Here is a 21,162-nt window from a genome sequence, read left to right as displayed (position 1 = left end):
ACTTAACTTGTTTAATATTTATTTTTGTCACTGATTGCCGTCAGTGGCTTTTTCTTTTTCAATGCAGCGTTTGATACATTCAATGTACTGACTAGCTTTGATTGCATCCCAGTTTGCCAATAGCCATTCATTCGCTGCTTCTATATCAAACTGTCTCATCATTCTCAATCCTCCTGATCCAACCATCTTTTTCAGACATCTCAAAGTTTTCTCTGATGTACCACTCAGCATATTTATCCATTAATCCCTTTGAAACACATACGACATTCAAATCGTCGTAGCGTATCATTACCTCGTTTATTTTTTCGTTAATCACCATAGCTTGACTACAATATGCGATTAGTTCCATATCATTTACCCTCTTTTCTAATTAGTTTGAAATAAATAGGTCTACTCTTTAGATAGCGGTCAAAATATGCGTCATACGCTAATAAAACAACCACTGAAACAACAGTAAATCCTATAGCAATTTTCCCATTAAAATTTCCACTTGCTAGTAAACCCAGTCCAAACATCATCCAACCGAATAGGATGATTCTAAACATACCAATATTTTTTTGTATTTTTTTCATTTTATTGTTCATTTATTTCTCCTCTTTTTCTTTAGTAAAGTTCACTCTGTCCGGGAGTCTCACTTCGTTAGTTTGTTATTGTGTAGATACTCAAATACTTCTTTTTTATTCCAGGCTTCCTGGCTGCCTTTCATATGATATGGAAAGCCCGGTCTGTAACGATAATTCTCGTCAAATACATTGACATCACAGCCAATCGCTTCAGATATTTCTTTTCGATTCAGTAAAAACTTCTCTTCATCATTAATTTCTTCAATAATTTCTTTTACCGCTTTTTTCAGGAGTTTCTTGATTGTTTCCATCAATGCATCTATAAAATCTTTTCCAAAGATATTCATGTGAATCAACTCCTAAGCTGTTTCTCTTTCAATTACTGGTAAATAGCCTCTTCTCTTTAACAATTCATACAATCCTAAGCGCCCTTTTTGAGTCCATTTAGTATTCAGAACAGCTTTTTCATTACCATCTTTATCGGTAATCATAACCGTTTCCGAATGAGTCCAACCGTTCTTTTGATATCGTGCATATAGTAACCACGTTGTACCTTGCTTATACTGAACACCTAGCTCATGCAGCAATGCGTTCATAGCTTTACCGCTCATTCCATAATCTTTAGCAATCACAGTAATTGTCACTAGCGCCTTGTTAGAAAGAACCTTATCGTAATAACTAGCTTTTGGTGTTAGTTCGTTCACTCGTTGTTCAGCAATCAAGCGACCTTCACGTTCCTGTTTTAATTGTGTAGCTAGATTAATCAGTGTATCTGGGTTCAAAAGTGCTTCTTCAAGTTTTTGTTCTGTTAAATATCCACCGTGTTTTCTAATTGCTGGAAGGACTTCTGTCGCTAACCAATCTTGAAACTGTTCAGCTAATGCGTTGTTTGCTTTAAACGCCAACTTATATACCATTGGTTCACTGATATAATCGCCTTTCCCCACTTGTGGGGAATATTTTTTCAAATAACCATTTACTCTTTCCCACCGAACAAATTCTTTGCCATCTTTTGTTTGAACAAATCCTAAACTTCTTGCTACTGTTTCAACATCAAATAGTGCTTCGCCATTTTCTGTTTTAACTGTTAAATCAAATAAGTTGTTGCTAAATGTCTGAATTTCCATCTTCATCATCCTTTCTAAAGACATCCATAGACACATTCAATGCATCTGCTATTTTTTCCATGAGTTCAAAACTGGGTTTTTTATTTCTTCCGTTTTTTAAATCAGTTAATACGCTAGGACTAACTCCTATCATTTTTGAAAGCTTGTATTGTGTTAAGCCTTGCTTTTTTATTTCCTGTTCAATTTTCTTCCACATGCCCACACCCCCAATATATAGTGTTTAATCCATTGACTTTTACTATATATAGTATTAGAATTGTTTCATAGATAAGACCCAACTACCAACTGAGCTTATCTAAATAATAAAGAAAGGACTTGATTATATGAGTAAGTTATATAAACCAGGTCAAGATAATAGGCCTTCTGGAACATATAAGGAAGTCGGTCCACGAGGTGGAAGTGTAAACAAACCTCGACATGTCCACATTGATAAAGGTGACCGATTACCGCCTACCCAAAAACCTGGTAACAAATGGGAAAAACAATAATAACCTTTGCTAGTTGTCTTCACAGATGACTAGCTTTCTTTTTGAAAAGCACCAGTTCCACTTTAGAAAATTAATCTGCAACCACGATTCAACAATTAATCGGTCGTTTTCACGATATTTTGTAATGTAGTGTTTCATCTGCTCATCTCCTATCTGATTTTGTAATCTGAAATAATTCGAATAATCAGTTGGTTTGCTTTGGGTGTTTTCAAATTACCATTAAGATAATTATGCATGTCTTGTTTTTTGATACCGTAAGCAACAGCCAAATCATTAATTGATAAATCATGTTGTTTGATAAACTCTAAAACTTTTAATCTTCCAGCATCAATACTAGGCATATTAGAATCAACTCCGTTTCTATATTTTTCTATAAGATAAAAAGTCAGATTTTTTATAACTAACTATTGACAATCTCTATAGAAAACTATAGAATGAAAGCGTAGTTAAATAAGCAATCTAAAGCCTTGAACATTCAAACTCTCCGCCAACAGTTTAATATTTTAGGTTCTTTTAATATTGCATTTATCTGACTATTTATCTTACGAGAATTATATTATAGCAAACTATAGAAATTGTCAACACTTTTCTATAGAAAACTATAATTTTTCTCAAACGAAAGGAAAATGTCGTTATGAACGTATTCGACAGAATAAAGTCTTTAGCTGACAAGCAAGGAATTAGCGTATCTAAAGTAGCTTTAGATTTAGGATTTAGCGAAAACTTGTTTTATCAATGGAAAAAATCTTCTCCTAAGTCTGACCGATTAGAAAAGGTAGCTGATTATTTCAATGTTAGTGTTGACTATTTACTAGGCAGATCTGAAAATATGAATAATACAGATATGGACACTAAACTTGAAAGAATGATGGATAATGCGATGTCATACGATGGTAAGCCTATATCTGATGAAGATAGACCAATTATCAAAGGAATTTTAAAAGCATACTTTGATAATAAGAAGTAAGTAGGTGCTTTTTGTTGAATAGTCACATTAGATATTTAATAGAAAAACTGGAAGTAACAATAATTTATGGTGATGGCTTTAATTCTGCTGGAATGTATTTTGAAGAAGAGAATATTATTTTAATCAATAGTAATCAAAATGAGTTTTATCAGACCAAAGCCATTCTTCATGAGCTTGGCCATGCAGCAAAGCACAAAGGCGAAATGGAATTGTATAATTTAGCATTTAGTTTGCATTCAAAAATGGAAAACGAAGCTGAAGAATTTATGATCGAGAATTTAATTAAACATTATGCTGAATACACTGATCAAGATAATGCTAACTGGTTAAAATTTATGGAAGATTACGAAATCGAACCAAAATATGAGTTTGTAGTCAAGGAAATGATGGCTAGTGAGTATCTTGGTAGTGAGCAGTTTAATAGTTTTATTGAATAAAAAATTTTTATTAGGAGTTGTTTTAATGAAAAAGTTTAAATTATCCATTATATTAATTATTTCTATTTCATTGTTTACAGCTTGTTCAAAACCAAATCCTTCTGCAAAAGCAACAAAAGTAGATATGGGCGGCGTTTATTCTTATATTTTTGGTACTTATGAAAACGCTGATAGCATAATAGCAACAACAGAAGACGGAGACCAAAGTAAGGCAGAATTAGTAAATGGAGAATTTATGGTATCTGTTAGACCAGTTGAAAATGCACAGTCTGTTGAATTAGAGGTAACAAAAGATGGCAGCAAAACAACTACAAGTGTTGATTTGCCAGGTCTTCAACCGTTAAAAGAGTATAACTCTTTTAAAAATGGATTTAATATGCGAGTCAGCGAATACAACGAAGATGCCAAAACAACGTTTCCGCAAGAACCAGAGGGCGGCATTAGCATTGTATCGCAAGAAAACGGTGTGGAGTCTTCTGTTAATATTGCTGGCGAAAATTTAATAGGTCTTCAATTCAGAAGTAAAGGAGATGCCAACAAAGAACTAGCCACATGTATTGTTGCTACTGCCTATACTTTAGATGCATTTGATGACAAAATCTCGGATGCCTTTAACAATATGCTTTCATCAAAGAAAAGTACTAAGTTAACGGTAAATGGAATTACCTATAAATTTGACTATAATGATGAAACTTACTATGCAGAAATTTACAAAGAATAACTTAAACAAAGGGGATAATAAGCATTTATGATGGATAAAGACAGTAGAAAAATTGCAACATATTTTAGAAGGTTGAATATGTAGAATTTGATGAAAATGAAGTACCTGATCGTTCTGATTTTTGTTTAACGGTCAACGGCGACTCTATGTTACCTCTATTTGAAGATAAGCAATATATATTTATCAAAGGAACTACTGACGTTAGAAATGGACAAGTTATTGTGTGTACGTTAAATGGGGAAGCCTTTGTCAAGAAGATAACTGGAAACAGGTTAGTGTCACTAAATCCAAAGTATGATGATATTACGATTAGCGAAAATGATAACTTTAAAATTTGCGGCGTCGTTCTTATTTAAATTAAAAAATACACATTGCCTATTAAAAGCAACGTGCATAGGAGTTGTTTAAATGAAATTAGAAATTAGATGTCCGAAATGTGGACAACCTTATAAAATTAATGTGGATGAAGATTTTTTTAAAGGTAAACCAACTACCTGCCCTAACAATCACGAATACTATTTTTATACAGAAACGCCTAAATATGCAATTCTGTTTAACTTATCTATTGAAGCGTTTAAAAATGAATATTACTTCGAAGCGTTTCAAACATTGTATACTGGTTTTGAGGTGTTTAAACAAGATTTTGTGGCGAATTACTACTACAATAAATGCAATGACTGGAAAAAAGTAGAAAACTTAATTGCTAAATTGAAACGCTCAGATCAAATAGATGGTGCATATTCTTTAGCTTACTCTGAAGAATTCGGAGAGTTGCCTGCATCTATTTCGAATAGATTAGTTACGAAAAGGAATAGTATCATACACAATGGCGAAATACCGAGCAAATCAGAAATAATAAAACTTGGAAATACTGTATTTAAATTTGTTTGCGAAACGCTAATAAACACTTCTTTTTCTAACGATTATTATAATCAGTTGATAAAAAGAACGATTAACAACGTAACAGAAAAATCATTTACCCTTTCATCTTTTGTTGGATTGCCGATAATCGATGTATACAGTCAATTTAAAGATAATAACGATACTGATAATTTGTTCGAATATTATGTGTACAACACATAGACGTCTTCGGTTTCGTCTTTTTCTATTTCAGGTTCTTTTTCCCTAGATAAGAAATATTGATTTGAAAATTCGATTTTTTTATCTTGTTCTAGATTTTCTAACATCTCAATGAATTCTTTTACAGTCATAGCATAGCCCCCTTTTTGCTTTTAGTATAGCATGAATAATACAAAAAACACACCCTCTCCCCGACCAAAGTTTGAAGGTGTGCTGTCCAAAATATCACCACAATTGTGGGCTATTTGCTATACATTTTATCATATTTAAGGAGTTGATGCCACATTATTCTCTATGCATTCTGTCCGGGAGCGAAAGGAGAATAAACCATGAGTAAATATGAAAAGACTAAATATCCAAATATCTTTTGTTATGAGACAAAAAAAGGCAAAAGATTTCGTATTAGACGAGCATTTTACAAAGATGGCAAAAAGACAGAATTAGATGAATCTGGCTTTCGAACACTAGCTGAAGCAAAAGTGCGTTTGGCTGAAATCGAACGTGTACTTGCTATGAATGAATCAGATTACCTAACTCAAAAACAATTAACTTGTGATGAATATTATCAAAAATATTCGTTGAGGAAATTACAAGTGAAACAATGGAGCAAAGCTACCAAAATAAAACATGATGCAGATTGGAAAAATCACATATCTCCTGCATTTGGTAATCTCCCCCTATCAAAATTAAAGTTAGAAACCTACACTTTATGGATTGCGGAAAAACTGAAAACACATCGCAAATCAAGTGTTATTTCCTATCATCAAACTTTTATGAGTATGTTAAATGATGCAGTTGACATGGGAATTATCGAAAGAAACAGACTAAGAAGAGTGATTATAGGTGATTCAGATTTAGAGCCGAAAAGCAAGAGATTCTCTTTTGAGGATTATCAAATATGGATGGCGACTGCCGAGAAACATCTTTCTCCTTACGATTTTACTTTTGTTTATCTTTGTTCATTTGGTTTAAGAAGAGGCGAAATATTAGGATTAAAACCATCATCTATTTTGTATAAAGAAGGCTTTAATGCAAAATTGGACATCAGTGATAGTAGAACAAGTTCAGAACCCAATGGAAAAGGTACTACTAAGACTGGTGTTTCTAGATGGATTGCTTTAAATCAAAAAGGAACCGAACTTCTACAGATTGCCTTAAATGAAGCTAAAGAAATAAAAAAAGATTTTGGAGAAATTTTGCATCAAGATGATTACTTATATATTAATCCTATTACTGGAAAACCATACGATGTTGGACAAATTAATCGACTTTTTTCCAGAATAAATGAAATCACAGAGTTACATGCTTTTCCTCATTTGTTAAGACACTACTTTACAACGCAAGCCATTATTGCTGGCGCGCCAAAAGAGCATGTTGCAAATTATTTAGGCCATTCGACTGTTTACATGACAGAAAAATATGAACATATCCAAGACGAGGTAGCTGATAATGTCATTAATATTGTCGATAAGCGATTAAAATTTGGCCAATCTTAACCAAAAAAATGTGTCGGGATATTTTTCGTATTTCAGAAATTTATCCCGACATTATTCCGACTAAACATAATTTTATATCATTTTTTATCAATATTCATTTTTAAAAGTTTCTTTAAATGCTTTATTTTCTAATGTTTTTGATGTTTATGTGTTTATGGAATAACTAAGATAGACTTAAAATATAAACATTGCATCGCCGAATGAAAAGAATCGATACTTTTCTTCAATGGCGTGTTGATAAGCTGCAAGCACTTGTTCACGACCCGCAAAAGCACTTACTAACATCACTAAGGTTGACTTAGGTAAATGGAAATTAGTAGAAAAAGCATCCACTACTTTGAATTCATAACCTGGTGTAATAAAGATATTAGTCCAACCACTATCCGCTTGAATTTTTCCATCAAATTTGCTACCAATCGTTTCTAAAGTACGAATAGAAGTCGTCCCTACCGCAACAATTCGACCACCATTTGCTTTAACATCATTTAGCGTCTGTGCAGCTTCAGGGCTTAGCGAATAAAACTCACTATGCATTTCATGTTCTGCAATATTATCCACACTCACTGGTCTAAAGGTCCCTAAACCAACATGAAGTGTCAAATAAACCAATTTCACACCTTTAGCTTCGATTTTGGCTAATAAATCTTTAGTAAAGTGTAGCCCCGCAGTTGGTGCCGCTGCTGAGCCATTTTCCTTGGCATAAACTGTTTGATAACGATCAGGATCTTCTAAGCGTTCTTTGATATATGGAGGTAAAGGCATTTCTCCTAATGACTCCAATATTTCAAGAAAAATCCCATCATATTTGAAATCAATAATTCTACCGCCATGATCTAATTCTTCTTTAACCACAGCCTTCAATCGACCATCACCAAAAGAAATTTCTGTTCCGACTTTGGCACGTTTTGCTGGTTTAATTAAGACTTCCCACTCATCATTGACTGTATTGTTCAAAAGCAAAATTTCTAAATGTGCGCCAGTTTCGACCTTTTCGCCATGTAAGCGAGCTGGTAACACTCGACTGTTATTCATTACCAAAGCATCACCTGGATTCAGATAATCAATAATATCGTAAAAATGTTTATCGGTTAATTCTCCTGTTTGACGATTCATCACTAATAATCTAGAACTTGTTCGCTCCTTTAACGGGGTTTGCGCAATCAGTTCTTCAGGTAGATCAAAATCAAAATCTTCTGTTGTTAACATATTTTTCCTACTTTCTCATTCATTTAATCGCCCCATTATTGTACCACAAAATATCACGAATACCAAAAAACGACGAAATACACTTTTATAATGCATTTCGTCGTTACTTAAAAACATAGATGCTTGGAGCTGACCGACCCGCCTCACATCCTTAGTGAAAGAAGTGGCTGTTTTTGGTGCGGTGGTTGAATTTTTTCACCATGGCGTCGTTTGTTGGGAAGAAGATGGTGCCAAAAATGACAAATAATAATCCAGCGCAAATCAAGAAGATGATATCTACCCACATATTTCTTGCATAAATGCCACCTGTTGCTTCTCTAAGTAGGTTGACCGCATACGTAAATGGCAACCATGGATTAATCCATCTAAAGAATGCACCGGAAACTTGAATTGGATAGTTTCCGCCTCCACCTGAAATCGAAAGCACCAGCAAGATAATTCCCAGACCTTTACCGACATTGCCAAAAAGACTAACAAGCACATAAATAATCGACATAAAGGTAAGCCCAATAAAGACAGTAAAAGCAATATACCAACCTGGATTTGTGACACTGACATTCAATAAATACAGATTACCCAGTACAACAATTAAGCTTTGGCCGAGTCCTATCGTTAAGAACGAGAGCATACGAGCAAAGAATTGTTCACGTAAAGTATATTTGCCTTTTTGACGTTCGTTCAGATACACACTCGTACTTGCTAAACTTGAAAGTAATAATGAGCCCACCCATAGACAAAGTGCCGTATAAAACGGTGCACTAGCCGAACCGTTATTCTTAATTGGATAAAAGGCCGTAGTTTTTAATTTCACAGGTTCTTTAAAGAAATCGGCTTCTTTTTGAGCATTCACTTTCAACAATTCGATTAGTTCATCCAATGGCAATTTGGTTTCGCCTACTTGCAAGGCTTGCGCTGATTTTTGGATGGCTGTACGTACCACTGGCCAATCTTGATTGATAAACGTATTCACCTGCTGAATGGTTTGATCTAATTCAGGCATTTTCGCATCAATTTGTTTGAGTGCTTGTCGATAATCTCTTTCAATCACTGGCAAATCTTGTTGTGCAAATTGACTTGCTTGGGCCAATTTTTGTTTGGTTTGTGGCCAATCATTTTGATAGAATTGCACTGCTTGATTCACACCATTCGTAAATTCGCCCATATGACTTTTCGCAAGTTGGTTAGCTGCTTGAAGTTTTTGTTGATAACTAGGTAAATCCGTAGAAACTGTTTCTAAAATTTGAATACCTTGATTTAACACGCGATTTGTCTTATCTAATAGATCTTTTAAGTCAATTTTGCTAACCTCACCTAATACTTTTTGGCTGTCTTTAAGGATTGGCAATAATTGATTGCTTAAAGTATCATTGATTTTGCTACTTAATCCAGTTAAATCTATTCCTTGCAAGAAACGGTTAAAATCATTGTTTATCCCTTGAAGTTGACTCACTAACTTCTGTGCAGTTGTTAATTGATTTGGTAAATTAGCAAGCACGCCATTGATTTGTCTAGCCTTTTCTTGCATTTGGGTGATTTTAGCTAACAATTGATTTAATTGACTGATAGACTTGCTAAAATCTTTACCCGTAATTTTCCCTAGTACTTCTAAATATTGAATTTGTTTTTCAATCGTTTGTTTCGTTTGATTCACTCGTTCATCTATTTTTGTGACTAGCATTTGTAGTTGTTGGCGTTGCTCAGGGGTAAGTTGCGCTTGATCAACTACTTGCAAATCTTGACTAAGTTGGTCTAAAAAGACGCTCATGGTTTGTGAAAAGAGTAAAAGTGTTTGTAATTGCAAATTCAAACTATTTTCAATACTTGGCAAAGCTTCCTGGAATTTTTGTGCACCATCGATGGAATCTGTCAGTAATTGATTCGATTTGTCATTAAAATCTTGAATCGTTGGTACTAACCCTTGCACTTGGCTTACTAAACTAATCGCACCCTTTGCTTCTTCTATACTCTTAGTTAAAATTGGCTGCACTTTCGAGAAGTCTTGATTTAATTGATCTAAACGGTTAGGTACCTGTTGAATCGTCGGCAGTTGTTTTTGCACCTTTAAAAGCGTCTTTCCTACCTGATCTAGCTGATTGGTATGTTGGTTGACCGCAATTAATTTATCTGCCAGACGATTGATTTCTGGATAATAATCCGGAACTTTTTGCGCTAAAGCATATTTTTCCTTAATTTCAGGTAATTTTTGTTGTAAATCTTTTAACTGATTCACATACGCATCCATTTGCGCTAAATTGTCGTTAGTCTTCATCAATAATTGGCTTAAATGTTCAATTTCGCCATAGTTGGTCTCTAAGGAAACACCGGCTTTGTTCATCGTTTCAGCTAAAATTTGACTAGAAGTTGCGATAAAATTATCCGTAATCTCACTTTGTAATGTTGAGGCGCCTTTATCAGTTATTTTAGGGGCGATGGCATTGATTTTAGCATTGTAAAAATACTTTATTTCAGGCTTTTCAATCGTTCCTCCTATAAAACTGACTAAATCTTTTGAAAAATTCTTTGGTAAATAAATGCCAGCATAATATTTTCCTGAACGAACCCCATCTTCTAATACGTCTTTGGATTTCACAAAAGTCCAGCCTAATTGATGATTTTGATGGAGCTGTTCGCTGACCATTTGTCCAATATCAATTTTCTTTCCTTCTAAATTCACTCCAGCATCGGCATTATACACCGCAATTGGCAAATCTCCGGTATTACCATAAGGGTCCCACAAAGCTTTGATATTAAACCAAGCATACAGTGAAGGTAAAATCAACATCGCTATCACCAAGAATACTGCTGTAGGAACGGCAAAAATTCGACGCCAATCCATAAGGTAAAGTTCTTTAATCGCTCTGATTGTTTTCATCGTCATCACATCCTCACTTATTCTTTATCTATTCATTATAATTACTATCTAAAAAAAGCACATCTTACTTTTTTCTATCAGATTTTTCTATTAATTCTGACAACCTTAGCTGCTTGGAGCTGACCGATCCGCCTCACATCCTTAGTTTTATTTTACCAAATTTTGTATGGTTTGGCTTGTTTTAACTTAATTTATAATAATTATAATTGAAAAAGATTATCAATTGCATATATCAACGATTATCGTTCTCAATTAGTTTCTTTCATTATCAATTAAGTCATTTGAGTGCTATACTCAAGATGAAAGAGGGGAGCAAAAATGTCTGATCAAAAAAAATTATATATAACTATTCTAATTGGCGTGACTGCACTTATTTTGCAATTTGTTTTTCATCAAGAGTTAGCAGCACAAGTCATCGTAACGGTAATCAGTAGTATTATTGCATTTTCGATGTTAATTGAAATGATTCAAACCTTAAGTCAAGGAAATTTCGGTGTTGATATCTTGGCCATCACCGCTATTGTCTCAACACTAATCGTTGGCGAATACTGGGCAAGCTTAGTCGTTCTTATTATGCTTACTGGTGGCGAATCATTGGAAAATTATGCTGGAAAAAAAGCAAACCAAGAATTACAAAGCTTACTCGACCAAACCCCCGAAATTGCTCACGTGATTGAAGAGGAAGAATTAGTCGATTATCCACTAGAAAAAATCAAAATAGGGCAAACAATTGTCGTCAAACCAAATGAAATGATTCCAATCGATGGTGAATTATTAGATGAAGTAGCGACCATTAATGAAGCTTCCCTAACCGGTGAATCCATTCCTGTTGAAAAGAAACAGGGAGAAAACTTGATGTCAGGGGCAATCAATGGTGATGTCAGTTTACATTTAAAAGTAACGCATTTAGCCGTAGATAGTCATTACCAACGCTTGGTGCAACTGGTACAACAATCCAGCGAAACACCAGCAAGCTTTGTCCGGATGGCGGATAGATATGCCATTCCATTTACCTTACTTGCTTATCTACTAGGTGGCATTGCGTGGTATTTAAGTAAAGACCCCATTCGTTTTGCCCAAGTCATGGTCGTTGCTTCTCCATGTCCATTAATTTTAGCAGCTCCAATTGCTTTCGTTGCTGGGATGAGTCGTGAAAGTCGCTATGGCATCGTCGTGAAAAATGGTACCGCCATTGAAAAACTTGCCTCTTTAAAAAATATTGCCTTTGATAAAACAGGGACCATCACTTCAGGAATATTGAAAGTTGAAAATATTGCACATACCGATGCTATTTCAACGATTGATTTCTTACAAATTGTAGCAAGTCTAGAACAAAACTCTACTCATATTCTGGCTAGAAGTATCGTCCAAGAAGCCAAAAATCAACAAATCGAATTTTTACCAATTGATGCCATTAGTGAAATCAAAGGGCAAGGAATTAAAGGTAGCGTTAAGAACCATACTTACATGATAGGTAAGAGCAGTCTGATTCAAAGGGGGCTTCCTCGAGATTTGACCAATAAAACCAGTGTCTTTGTCGCACAAAATGGCCAATATCTCGGTCACTTTACCTTTACTGATACTTTACGTCCAGAAGCTAAACAGACGATTCAACAACTGCGCAATCTAGGCATAAAACACTTAATTATGGTAACAGGCGATAAAAAATTAGCTGCCCAAAAAGTGGCTAAAGCAGTCGGCATTGATACTGAAGATGTCTTTGCTGAATGTCTACCCGAAGAAAAAATTAGCCATATCCAAGAAACCATTGCAAATCATGGACTAACGGCGATGGTTGGCGATGGAATTAATGATGCTCCTGCGCTTGCCACTGCGAGTGTCGGAATTGCGATGGGCGCTCACGGGGCAACGGCTGCCAGTGAAACTGCAGATGTCGTCATTTTAAAAGATGATTTTAGCAAAGTCGCGCAAAGTATTACGATTGCTAAAGATACCGTAAAAATAGCCCAACAATCAGTACTCATCGGGATTGCTGTCTGTGTGGTCTTGATGTTTATCGCTTCATTTGGATTGATTCCAACCTTTATCGGTGCTGTGTTCCAAGAAGTGGTAGATGTCGTTGCTATTGTCAGTGCTTTACGTGCCCATAATGACTAAAAAGAACCATCACTCTCCCAAAAAGGGGAGGATGGTTCTTTTGTTTCAATTAAGATAGTATTTGTTCAATTTGCTGAATCAAATAATCGATGCATCCTTCTTGATAGCAAACCTGATTTTGCTGAATCAATGGAATCAGTTGCTTTAATCCTTCATTTTCAATTTGATTCATCTTTTTTAGACGATTCATCTCGTATATCTTTCTCTCTTTTCCCTGTTCAAAGGCTTCCTTATCCATCGCCAAAAAAGAGATTCGTTTTAAAAATGCTTTCGATAACTTATCTGCCATTAACAAACCTTCTGGATCCATATCTCCTGCATAATACAGCTGAACCTTTTGCTGTTGCGTCAATTTTCGCAATGCAACCCAAACGGCAAATTTCATCTGTCCACTGGTACATAAAAGCGGTAAATCAGGGAAACGCTCAAGTAATAGAGAATACACGCCTGAATTCTCAACTAGAATCACAAAAGGATAATTTACTGGTCTTAATTCATCAACTTTCAACAATTCTCTAACTGATGCATTCCAAGACATATCTGAGTTCGCAATTGACCGCCAAACAGGCACTTCTTGATGATTAACATATCCTGAAATCCGATGTAGCGCAACAAAGTTTAAAATATCATCTTTCAACAAATACACTTGTTGGTAAAGTAATTGTTCAATCTCTGCTTGGGCTAAAAAATCAGAATCTTGACGGATATTTTCTAAATATTTAGTGCTTAAAATTTGTAAGAATAACTCTCCCACTGGTTGTGATTTATCAAAAGCATGTGGATTGCCAGTAATTTGATAAGCAAAAAAAGGCAGTCTCGTAAAATCTTGTGGTAATTGACTAAAAGCAATATCCACTTGTTGAAATGCTGATAAATTTTCTTTTTCAAACCATTCTTGTAACTGCTTTTTACTTAAAAGATGTTCAAAATCCAACGAAAATGGTTTTAGTTTTTGTAAGAATTCCTGAAAGCTTGCTTCATAATTTTGTTTTTCAGTTTCCTTATCTATTAATTCAGTGTCATCAAAAAGATACACATATTCAGATAAGGAAAGCTCAAATTTACTTTGTTGTAATGCAGCTTCAAATTGCTTAATAGAAAGCTGCTGATAACTACGACTTTGAACACTGCCTAGTCCTAAAAAACGATATAGCGGTAATAAATCCACATCATTCGGTAGTTTAACTCGCGAACCAAATGCCTTTTTATGATAATAATTTTTTCGTAATCGTTGAGCAAGCCACACAAAGATAGGTTCTTGAAAATATTTTTTAGCTTGCAATTTACTCAATTGGACTCACCTGCTTTTGATGCCCATTCCATAAATATTTAATGGTTGATACGACAGGCGCATTTTGCGGACGAATTAATTCATAAGTCGCTAAAGCACTAACACTTGCATATTCTCCATATAAAGCTTGAGAGTTAAAGATATAATTGAAGCCTAACTCCTCGCAAGTAGCAAATAAATCTTCAATATTTAGCTCATCCACACCAGCAAATGCTTCATCCAACGTAATAATATACGGAGCGTAATCACTAGCCTCTTCGTACCGAGCATATACGGCCGCAAACAGTGGTAAATACATGGAAATAGCCTTCTCTCCACCACTAAAAATATTAAATTGGTTATCGGATAATGGACGCCAAGGATAATTTTCATTTGCACGTCTAAATTGCAATTCAAAAGTAAACCATTTTCGATAATCCAATACTTCAGCGATAGCACTCGATAAATTACCCTCTGTGCTCTCATCTGCAATCAATTCTTTAGCATCTTGAATTTTTGATTGAAAGTGTTCAACTAAAAGTCTACTATCTGATTCATTTAATGTAATTGGATCTTTTCTTAATAAAGCAATTAAATCTTTAGTACCCAATTCGTGTTCGTTTTGAGCACCTATATTTTTCAAACGTAAAGAAAGCTTTAGTCCTTGAGAATTTTTACGGCTCTTTAGCAATTGATCAATCTCTTCAACCCAAATAAATGCCCGCTCAATTAATGCGCGGAGGACTTTACCAACAGAGTCAAATATAATTTGTTTAAATAGTTTTTCATCATCAGCCTTTAAAGTATTTTTGACAATAGCTATCTGATTTTCCAAAAACGATAAAAGCTCGTTTGGTCCTAGACTTTGTTGGTCCAATCTGAAAGTGGCGATTAATCTCTGAGAATAGTTTTTAAAAGTTTGTATCGAATCATCTTCTTGTGTTAAATCAGTAGAAACATCCACTTCACGACTCATTTTTGGCTGATATTCGCGCACATTATCAGCTAAGTATCTAAATTCATCTTCTAACTTTCTTTCATTTTTAAAAAGTAAATCAAAATCTTTTGGACGAGCTATTTTTTGCGCCTCACGTTGCAATCTTTCTGTATCTTCAATTTGTAAATGTGTTTGAATTAACTTTTTCCATAGAATATTTACTGGTGCATTTTTTTCATAATTTTCTTGCTGTAATAAATACTGAGATTTTTCTAAAGCCAATTGCATATTTAATTGTTCTTTTTGATTTCGTGTTTCTTCAATTTTATCTTTTACTTCAGTTAATTCCTCTTCTTTTTCATTAATTCGTTGTTTTATTTCTGAAATGTTTTGTAATTCTTGTTGGGCTGTATTTTCAGTTATCTGTTGCTGTAAGGTATTTTCTTCCTGTAGATACTGTTGATTACTTTGCTCGATAATAGCGATATCTTGATGAATATCCGCTAATTGCTGAGATAGTTCCTTTTCATGCTTCTTTTGGACATATAGTTGATCATATTGTCTAAAGCTTGCTTGCATATCTGCCTGATAGTTTTTCAAAAATACCAAGGCTTCTTCGTAACTTTCTAGCTTTGGCGTGATTCTTTCTTTTTGCGTCTGTAGCATGATTTCTCGATTGACATCAGCTATTTTCTGTTTTAATGCAAGATAAATCTGATTTTTCCGTTGAATTTCTTCTATACGTACGTTGATTTTTTCGCTAACTGATCGATATTGTTTCATTGCTTCTCTAATTTGTTCTGTATCGGGAATCAGGGATAAATATTCTCTTTGACGTGATTGCTCAAGACGATATGTCTCTAATTGCTGTTGAAGAAGCGATATTTCTTTTGCTAATTGATTAACCTCTTCTGTTAATTCTGCAATTTTTTGTTGTCGATATCTTTCGCGACTCAATTTTCCAATAAAACTCGCTTGATAATTAGGAACCATCTTCCCATAAATACCTGCTAACTCAAAATGACCATCTAAATATATCGACGGACATCCCTCTTTACCCTCGTCAACTAAAATGGTTTGTAAAAATTCTGCTACAAGTTCAACTAATTCTCCAGGTGTATCTGCGGCAACTTCACAATAATCCGCTAATGTCGAACACAGTAACTGCGGATTTGCCACAATCTGAATATCATCTGCTAAATCTAATTTTTCTTTTGCAACCAGTGCATCTAACAGCCCTGAACTATACAACGTGCCCTCTAAGATATTTTTTTGCTCATCAGTAATGTCTGATTTAAAGTCGATTAATTCAAAGAAGGCATATTGCTTTTGACTTTCATTTAGATGATTTCTATTCTCTTGGCGGATCAATGAACGAGCAGGAATTGGATCACGTTCATTTTTCCAAGTTTCGATTTCTACTTGTAGTCCTCGTAACTTACTCTCCTTTTGCTCGATTATTACATTGGTTGATTGAATATGATGCAATATTTGTTCATTAGCTTGTTCAAATACAGTTTTTAGAGGCAAGAGAAATACTTCAGAAACGAATTCATCCGTTACTTGAATTTGATCTAATTGATAATACACTTGTTGGATAACTTCATCTGCAATCATAACTGGACTTTTAGCACGCCACGCATTTATTTGTTCTTTCCACTTCTGTACTTCATCAACAAATCCTTGCTGCCATTGACTTTGATCACGTTTTAATTCATCCAATATTTTTTGTAGTTCAGCTAATTCGTTACTTTTTTCCTTTTCTTCAATCGCTAACTTACTTAAATTTCTCATTTGTTGAATGATTTTTTGAATGAATTGTTCTTTTTTAGTAACTTCTTTCATTAAGTATTGTTCATCTTCTCGAGTTAATTTTTCAAAGAGTTTAGCACAAATATTTTGATGGATATACTCTAATGATAGATCTTCAATATATTGACTGGCGCTTTCTAGATAATCATTTAACTCTTTTTCTGTTTGATACATAGTTGTCTGCAATTCATCAATTTTTTTGCTAGTTTCTTGCTTCTTTTCAAGCTTTTGATGTAATTGATTTTCTATTTCTTCTAATCTTTTACGAACCTTATTAAAGCTATCTTGTAAATCTTTAGCGCGTTGAATCAATTGGAAACCTTCATGATTTTTTAGCTCACTTACTGTATTTTCGAGAACCGGTTGTCTTATTTTTAATTCTTTAAGCTGATTTTCTTTTTGGCTGAGTTCTTGATTGAGACTATCTATACTTTGCTTTAATTGTGTTAATTTAGCAGATATGTCTTGAACAATAGCATCTTTTTCTAACCAATTTTCAGCAATTTGAGCAGTTAATTCTTCTTGATACTGCTGATAATAACGTAAAAAACGCGATAATTGTTTTGTTTCATCTAGCAAAGTATCTAATTGATCGTGATTATCATCGATGTTTTGAATCGTTTGGGTCAACGGTAATAAGGTATCACTATCTAAAACCGGTAATGATGACTGTAAAATCTCATAAATAACAGACGGTTTAAAATCTCGAGAAAGTTTGGGTGCTCTTAGTCGAATAAGTAATTGTATCAAATCATTATACTGTTCCATCGATTGAAAGCCAAAGATACGGTCATTGATATAACGTTGATAACTTTTTGCATCATCAAACAATTTACCGTGTTTACCATCCACGATTAAATTCTTTAGTTGCAGTCGTGATAAGTAGATCCGTCCATCAACTGAAGATTGATATAAATTGAAATCCATACCTATGCGGCTATGATCATCTATGGCGAAGAACCATTTTCGCAATTGCCCTCCACGTTTAAAATTGAGGCCCATGCCACTAGTAAAATATTCTTCGCTATTTGTTTTTTTGTATTCAATAAACAAATATCCAGTAGCTTCGTCTTTTCCTGAAACTTCTTCTTCCCCTAATAGATAGTCTTCAATTTTTCTAGAGGTACTGCCAAATGAATCTAAGCGGTTTGCTCTGGTTATTCCGTCTAATAATGGTGGCAACAAACTTTGAGTAGTCACTGATTTTCCAGAACCATTTGAACCTCTCAATAAAAGCTTTCCTTGAGCGAACTCAAAAACTTGATCTTGGTAATACCAAAAATTTTGTAATCCTACACGATTAATCTGCCATTTATTTTTCATCTCTTTTATCCTCCATTTTTGCTACCATTCTAGTTAAAACTGGCTGTAAATAAATGACCTCATCTATTACTTTGACCATTTGAAACTCTTGCGCTCTTTCTAACAAGCGATTAGCTAATTCCGAAATCTTTAATTCCTTATATTCCTTAGACCAAAATGATTGGAAATCCTGTTTTAACTTTTCCACAGCAAGTTGCCATTGACTCATTGTAAATAAACCTACCCCATAAGTATCCACTTGCTGTTCTTGATCAAATAATACAGTTTGTAGCTGGACTAAAATTTCATCTAGCACTTTACGGCTTGGAAAAATATCTCGACTGCTATCTCTTTTATCCAAAGTAAACATCGCTACATCTTTCGTTAATTCGAATTGATAATCCGTTTTTTCTTCTACAAAACGCGCAAACACCGACTGATAATTGCGCAATCTGATAAAATCTTGCTCATTTTCTGCATTACGATACAAAACAGGTTCGCACATTAGCTGAGTAAATAGTGCCTGATTTGAATCTTCTAACTGATTATTTTGAATCTCTTGCCAAAAATCATCAAAGCCCTCATACTTAACAAATGCATTTGGTGTTTTTCCAAGTAAATAGCGACTCTGAGTAGTAATTGTATACAAAATGTTACGGTCTTCGTTTTGTTCAAATAATTCTATTTCGCCTTGAATCACTTCTAATATCGCCAAATCAATTAATTTTTTTAGCACGCGAACCAAACTTTTTCGATGAAGATAATTAGTCCATTCTAAATGATAATCTTCTGGCAAATCTCTTTCTATGGATTCAATCAACTCATTAAGTAAAAAATAGGTATTCGTTTCTTGCTCTTCAATATAAGCCATCGCATGCATCAGCAAAACATAATCCATTACATCTTTAAAATCTTCTATGCCCATCCATTCTTGTAGATGAAAAGGACGTCTAAACAATTGAATAAACTGAGGCCTCACTAGCAAGCTCAACCCAAATCTTTTTCTTAATTCAATATCTAACTCTTTACGATAACGTTTAATGAGACGATATTCCTCAGGTTGAGTAGTCTTTATAATCCAAAAATTTTCAAAGAGTAAATTTAAGCAAGTACTAAAAGTTTCCTGATTCATTTCTTTCCATCCTTTCAATGACAATATGAGGCATCTGTAAATCACCATCTTCGCCTTTTAATACAATTGAATCCTCTTTTTGAATATGCAAACGAACCATAAAACCATACTCTGTTTGTAATAAATGATTTGAACTGTAATAACCACGACTAATCCATTTTAAAATAATTCCTCGGGTCTTTTTATCCATAACTTTTACCGCTTTTAAATCTAGTTTATTTCCATCAAAATATTGTAGAACTTGTTGTTTTTGCGCTTCTTGTTTTTCAAGGTATTCTTTTTGCTGTTGTTTTTGTAGCTCTAAATCAAATTTTACTGGTTTAGATTTTCTTTCTGAGCGAGCACCGCGTCCTCTTGTCCCTAAAGATAAAACTGCAGGTGCTAAATCGCGCAAATCATCGCGGTTACTCGTTGACTGTAAACTTTCAGGAACGTAAAAATGGCGGGTATGTTGCAATCCAAAAATTCCAGCAAACATTTTATGCGCTTGATTTAAATCACTTTCTTGCATGAACCATTGAGCGATTTTTAAATAATCTTTTTTACGTGAACGATATTGCTTTAACTCCGAACCATAATATCGTGCAAAATCAGTAATCTTACCAATCATAATCTGGGTTTGTTCCATCATATTTTGATAAGTACTCGCTTTTTCCTCCGTATCTTTAAACCAGTAAAGCAATGCCTGATATTGTCCTTTAATTCGTTGTAGCATTTCTTCTTCTGTTTCTTCATTTTGACCAAAGGAACGTAGCTGATTCTTTTCATAGGACGCTTTGGCAACTGATACAAATTTTTCTTGAGATATCCTTTCAATTTCATGAAGCAATTTATAATATAGGTTTTGAACAATAATGATAAAATCTTGTAAATATCTTACAAATTGATCTTTGTAGATGATAAAACTTTCTAGCCGCAAATGAGTATTTATCGCATTATTATTGATATAAGAAATGTAATTTGTTGTATTGCTACTTATTTTTTCAAAAGATTCAATGACTTTTTGCCATGATGGAAGTAGTTGACTTTCATCACTCAGCGCATTGAATTCTTGAATCTTATGATATAATTCCATGAAATCATTTTGATTCAATTCACCTCGAACTTCATTTTGGATATTGATAAGTTTTTCAGCTAATTCCTCAAATAACTGTCCCTCTGGAGAAATGTGATATTGGAAATTGCTATTTAGATATTCTTCAATACTTTTCGGTTGAACCATAATTTGTTGTTTCGTTAAATTCCCCCAAGATACTAATTGCTCAATATCTTGTTCTAATTCCTTCATCGAATAATCTGGCTGATAGTATTGTTGCATCAGCTCTAAGACGTCTGGACGAAAAAGAATCCCACGTAACTCTTTTTGGCGCACATAAAAAATTCGCATCATCGCTCGGTAGCGTTCGACGTTCTCTGCTGTTAAATAGCTTGCTTGTAATATTTTATTTTCCAATATCAACACCTCCATTTTTGTTATCATTATACCATATAGCAAAGACTATTAGTCCGTATTTTTATAAATAAAAAACTAAATATCTATTATATTTTTCGTTATCTTAAAATTCAAGCTTTTATCCACTTTTTACTATACGTAATTTTGGTCTTTTGCGTCAAAAAAAAGACGAAATTCTAAA

Annotated in this window: 21 protein-coding genes and 1 pseudogene; 8 read left to right on the top strand and 14 right to left on the bottom strand. The window is 34.1% G+C overall.

Annotation, left to right across the window (positions count from 1 at the left end; translation table 11 throughout):
* Positions 1–27: 27 nt before the first annotated feature.
* From I567_RS13030 to I567_RS06140, 6 genes are read right to left on the bottom strand one after another with little or no spacing between them, the layout of a single operon-like run.
* Positions 28–162 (bottom strand): hypothetical protein, encoded by a 135-nt coding sequence (locus I567_RS13030; RefSeq protein ID WP_016251389.1) that lies wholly within the window; start codon positions 160–162, stop codon positions 28–30.
* On the bottom strand, positions 146–349 hold the full coding sequence (locus tag I567_RS06160) for a hypothetical protein (RefSeq protein WP_016251388.1): 204 nt from the start codon (positions 347–349) through the stop codon (positions 146–148). The genes I567_RS13030 and I567_RS06160 overlap by 17 nt, the downstream gene beginning before the upstream one ends.
* Before the next feature lies 1 nt (position 350).
* Complete coding sequence (locus I567_RS06155) at positions 351–584, bottom strand: hypothetical protein (RefSeq protein WP_016251387.1); 234 nt, start codon at positions 582–584, stop codon at positions 351–353.
* A gap of 47 nt (positions 585–631) precedes the next feature.
* Positions 632–910, bottom strand: a complete 279-nt coding sequence (locus I567_RS06150; RefSeq protein WP_016251386.1) for a hypothetical protein — start codon at positions 908–910, stop codon at positions 632–634.
* 12 nt (positions 911–922) lie between these two features.
* Positions 923–1,690, bottom strand: a complete 768-nt coding sequence (locus I567_RS06145; RefSeq protein WP_016251385.1) for a phage antirepressor KilAC domain-containing protein — start codon at positions 1,688–1,690, stop codon at positions 923–925.
* Complete coding sequence (locus I567_RS06140; RefSeq protein ID WP_016251384.1) at positions 1,671–1,886, bottom strand: helix-turn-helix domain-containing protein; 216 nt, start codon at positions 1,884–1,886, stop codon at positions 1,671–1,673. The genes I567_RS06145 and I567_RS06140 overlap by 20 nt, the downstream gene beginning before the upstream one ends.
* A gap of 127 nt (positions 1,887–2,013) precedes the next feature.
* Between I567_RS06140 and I567_RS12405 the strand changes: the two genes are divergently transcribed.
* Positions 2,014–2,178, top strand: a complete 165-nt coding sequence (locus tag I567_RS12405; protein WP_016251383.1) for a YjzC family protein — start codon at positions 2,014–2,016, stop codon at positions 2,176–2,178.
* Positions 2,179–2,327: 149 nt separating this feature from the next.
* On the opposite strand, the gene I567_RS06135 is transcribed toward I567_RS12405, so the two are convergent.
* Positions 2,328–2,519: a hypothetical protein gene (locus I567_RS06135; protein WP_016251382.1), complete on the bottom strand. Its 192-nt coding sequence runs from the start codon at positions 2,517–2,519 to the stop codon at positions 2,328–2,330.
* A 293-nt stretch (positions 2,520–2,812) separates the two neighbouring features.
* On the opposite strand from I567_RS06135, the gene I567_RS06130 reads away from it, so the two are divergent.
* From I567_RS06130 to I567_RS06110, 5 genes and pseudogenes are all read left to right on the top strand, one after another.
* Positions 2,813–3,145, top strand: coding sequence for a helix-turn-helix domain-containing protein (locus tag I567_RS06130; protein WP_016251381.1), 333 nt, complete (start codon positions 2,813–2,815; stop codon positions 3,143–3,145).
* 11 nt (positions 3,146–3,156) lie between these two features.
* Positions 3,157–3,582, top strand: coding sequence for an ImmA/IrrE family metallo-endopeptidase (locus I567_RS06125; protein WP_016251380.1), 426 nt, complete (start codon positions 3,157–3,159; stop codon positions 3,580–3,582).
* Positions 3,583–3,607: 25 nt separating this feature from the next.
* Complete coding sequence (locus I567_RS06120) at positions 3,608–4,303, top strand: hypothetical protein (RefSeq protein ID WP_016251379.1); 696 nt, start codon at positions 3,608–3,610, stop codon at positions 4,301–4,303.
* A gap of 86 nt (positions 4,304–4,389) precedes the next feature.
* A pseudogene (locus I567_RS06115) lies at positions 4,390–4,659 on the top strand (S24 family peptidase); the annotation flags it as partial.
* Positions 4,660–4,711: 52 nt separating this feature from the next.
* A complete protein-coding gene (locus I567_RS06110) occupies positions 4,712–5,386 on the top strand; it encodes a hypothetical protein (protein ID WP_016251378.1) in 675 nt (224 codons plus the stop codon).
* On the opposite strand, the gene I567_RS12760 is transcribed toward I567_RS06110, so the two are convergent.
* Positions 5,368–5,514 carry a hypothetical protein gene (locus I567_RS12760; RefSeq protein WP_016251377.1) on the bottom strand — a complete coding sequence of 49 codons (147 nt, stop codon included), beginning with the start codon at positions 5,512–5,514 and terminating at the stop codon, positions 5,368–5,370. The two genes, I567_RS06110 and I567_RS12760, sit on opposite strands and share 19 nt — an antisense overlap.
* Positions 5,515–5,712: 198 nt before the next feature.
* Here I567_RS12760 and I567_RS06105 point away from each other — a divergent pair, with 198 nt between their 5' ends.
* Positions 5,713–6,879: a tyrosine-type recombinase/integrase gene (locus tag I567_RS06105; RefSeq protein WP_016251376.1), complete on the top strand. Its 1,167-nt coding sequence runs from the start codon at positions 5,713–5,715 to the stop codon at positions 6,877–6,879.
* 174 nt (positions 6,880–7,053) lie between these two features.
* Here the strand turns inward: I567_RS06105 and queA are convergent, their stop codons facing one another.
* Both queA and I567_RS06095 read right to left on the bottom strand, forming a co-directional pair.
* Entirely contained in the window at positions 7,054–8,085 is a 1,032-nt protein-coding gene (gene queA / locus I567_RS06100; RefSeq protein ID WP_016251375.1) for a tRNA preQ1(34) S-adenosylmethionine ribosyltransferase-isomerase QueA, read from the bottom strand.
* A gap of 151 nt (positions 8,086–8,236) precedes the next feature.
* Positions 8,237–10,957, bottom strand: a complete 2,721-nt coding sequence (locus I567_RS06095; RefSeq protein WP_018345278.1) for a YhgE/Pip domain-containing protein — start codon at positions 10,955–10,957, stop codon at positions 8,237–8,239.
* 318 nt (positions 10,958–11,275) lie between these two features.
* Here I567_RS06095 and I567_RS06090 point away from each other — a divergent pair, with 318 nt between their 5' ends.
* Positions 11,276–13,075 (top strand): heavy metal translocating P-type ATPase, encoded by a 1,800-nt coding sequence (locus I567_RS06090; protein WP_016251373.1) that lies wholly within the window; start codon positions 11,276–11,278, stop codon positions 13,073–13,075.
* A gap of 49 nt (positions 13,076–13,124) precedes the next feature.
* Here I567_RS06090 and I567_RS06085 read toward each other — a convergent pair whose 3' ends face one another.
* The 4 genes from I567_RS06085 to I567_RS06070 are packed head-to-tail and all read right to left on the bottom strand — an operon-like array spanning position 13,125 to position 20,990.
* Complete coding sequence (locus tag I567_RS06085; RefSeq protein WP_016251372.1) at positions 13,125–14,366, bottom strand: TIGR02679 domain-containing protein; 1,242 nt, start codon at positions 14,364–14,366, stop codon at positions 13,125–13,127.
* The gene (locus I567_RS06080) at positions 14,359–18,417 is read right to left on the bottom strand and encodes a TIGR02680 family protein (protein ID WP_016251371.1); all 4,059 of its coding nucleotides are present in this window, start codon (positions 18,415–18,417) and stop codon (positions 14,359–14,361) included. The genes I567_RS06085 and I567_RS06080 overlap by 8 nt, the downstream gene beginning before the upstream one ends.
* A complete protein-coding gene (locus tag I567_RS06075) occupies positions 18,407–19,528 on the bottom strand; it encodes a TIGR02678 family protein (protein ID WP_016251370.1) in 1,122 nt (373 codons plus the stop codon). Before I567_RS06075 ends, I567_RS06080 begins: the two co-directional genes overlap by 11 nt.
* Entirely contained in the window at positions 19,509–20,990 is a 1,482-nt protein-coding gene (locus tag I567_RS06070) for a TIGR02677 family protein (protein WP_231940236.1), read from the bottom strand. Before I567_RS06070 ends, I567_RS06075 begins: the two co-directional genes overlap by 20 nt.
* Positions 20,991–21,162 lie beyond the last annotated feature (172 nt).

Origin of the sequence: Enterococcus cecorum DSM 20682 = ATCC 43198 (genome assembly GCF_000407565.1) — a bacterium.
GTDB classification, from domain to species: Bacteria; Bacillota; Bacilli; order Lactobacillales; family Enterococcaceae; genus Enterococcus_E; species Enterococcus_E cecorum.
Note: the sequence above shows the minus strand (reverse complement) of the source record. Positions and strands in the feature narration are given on the sequence as shown.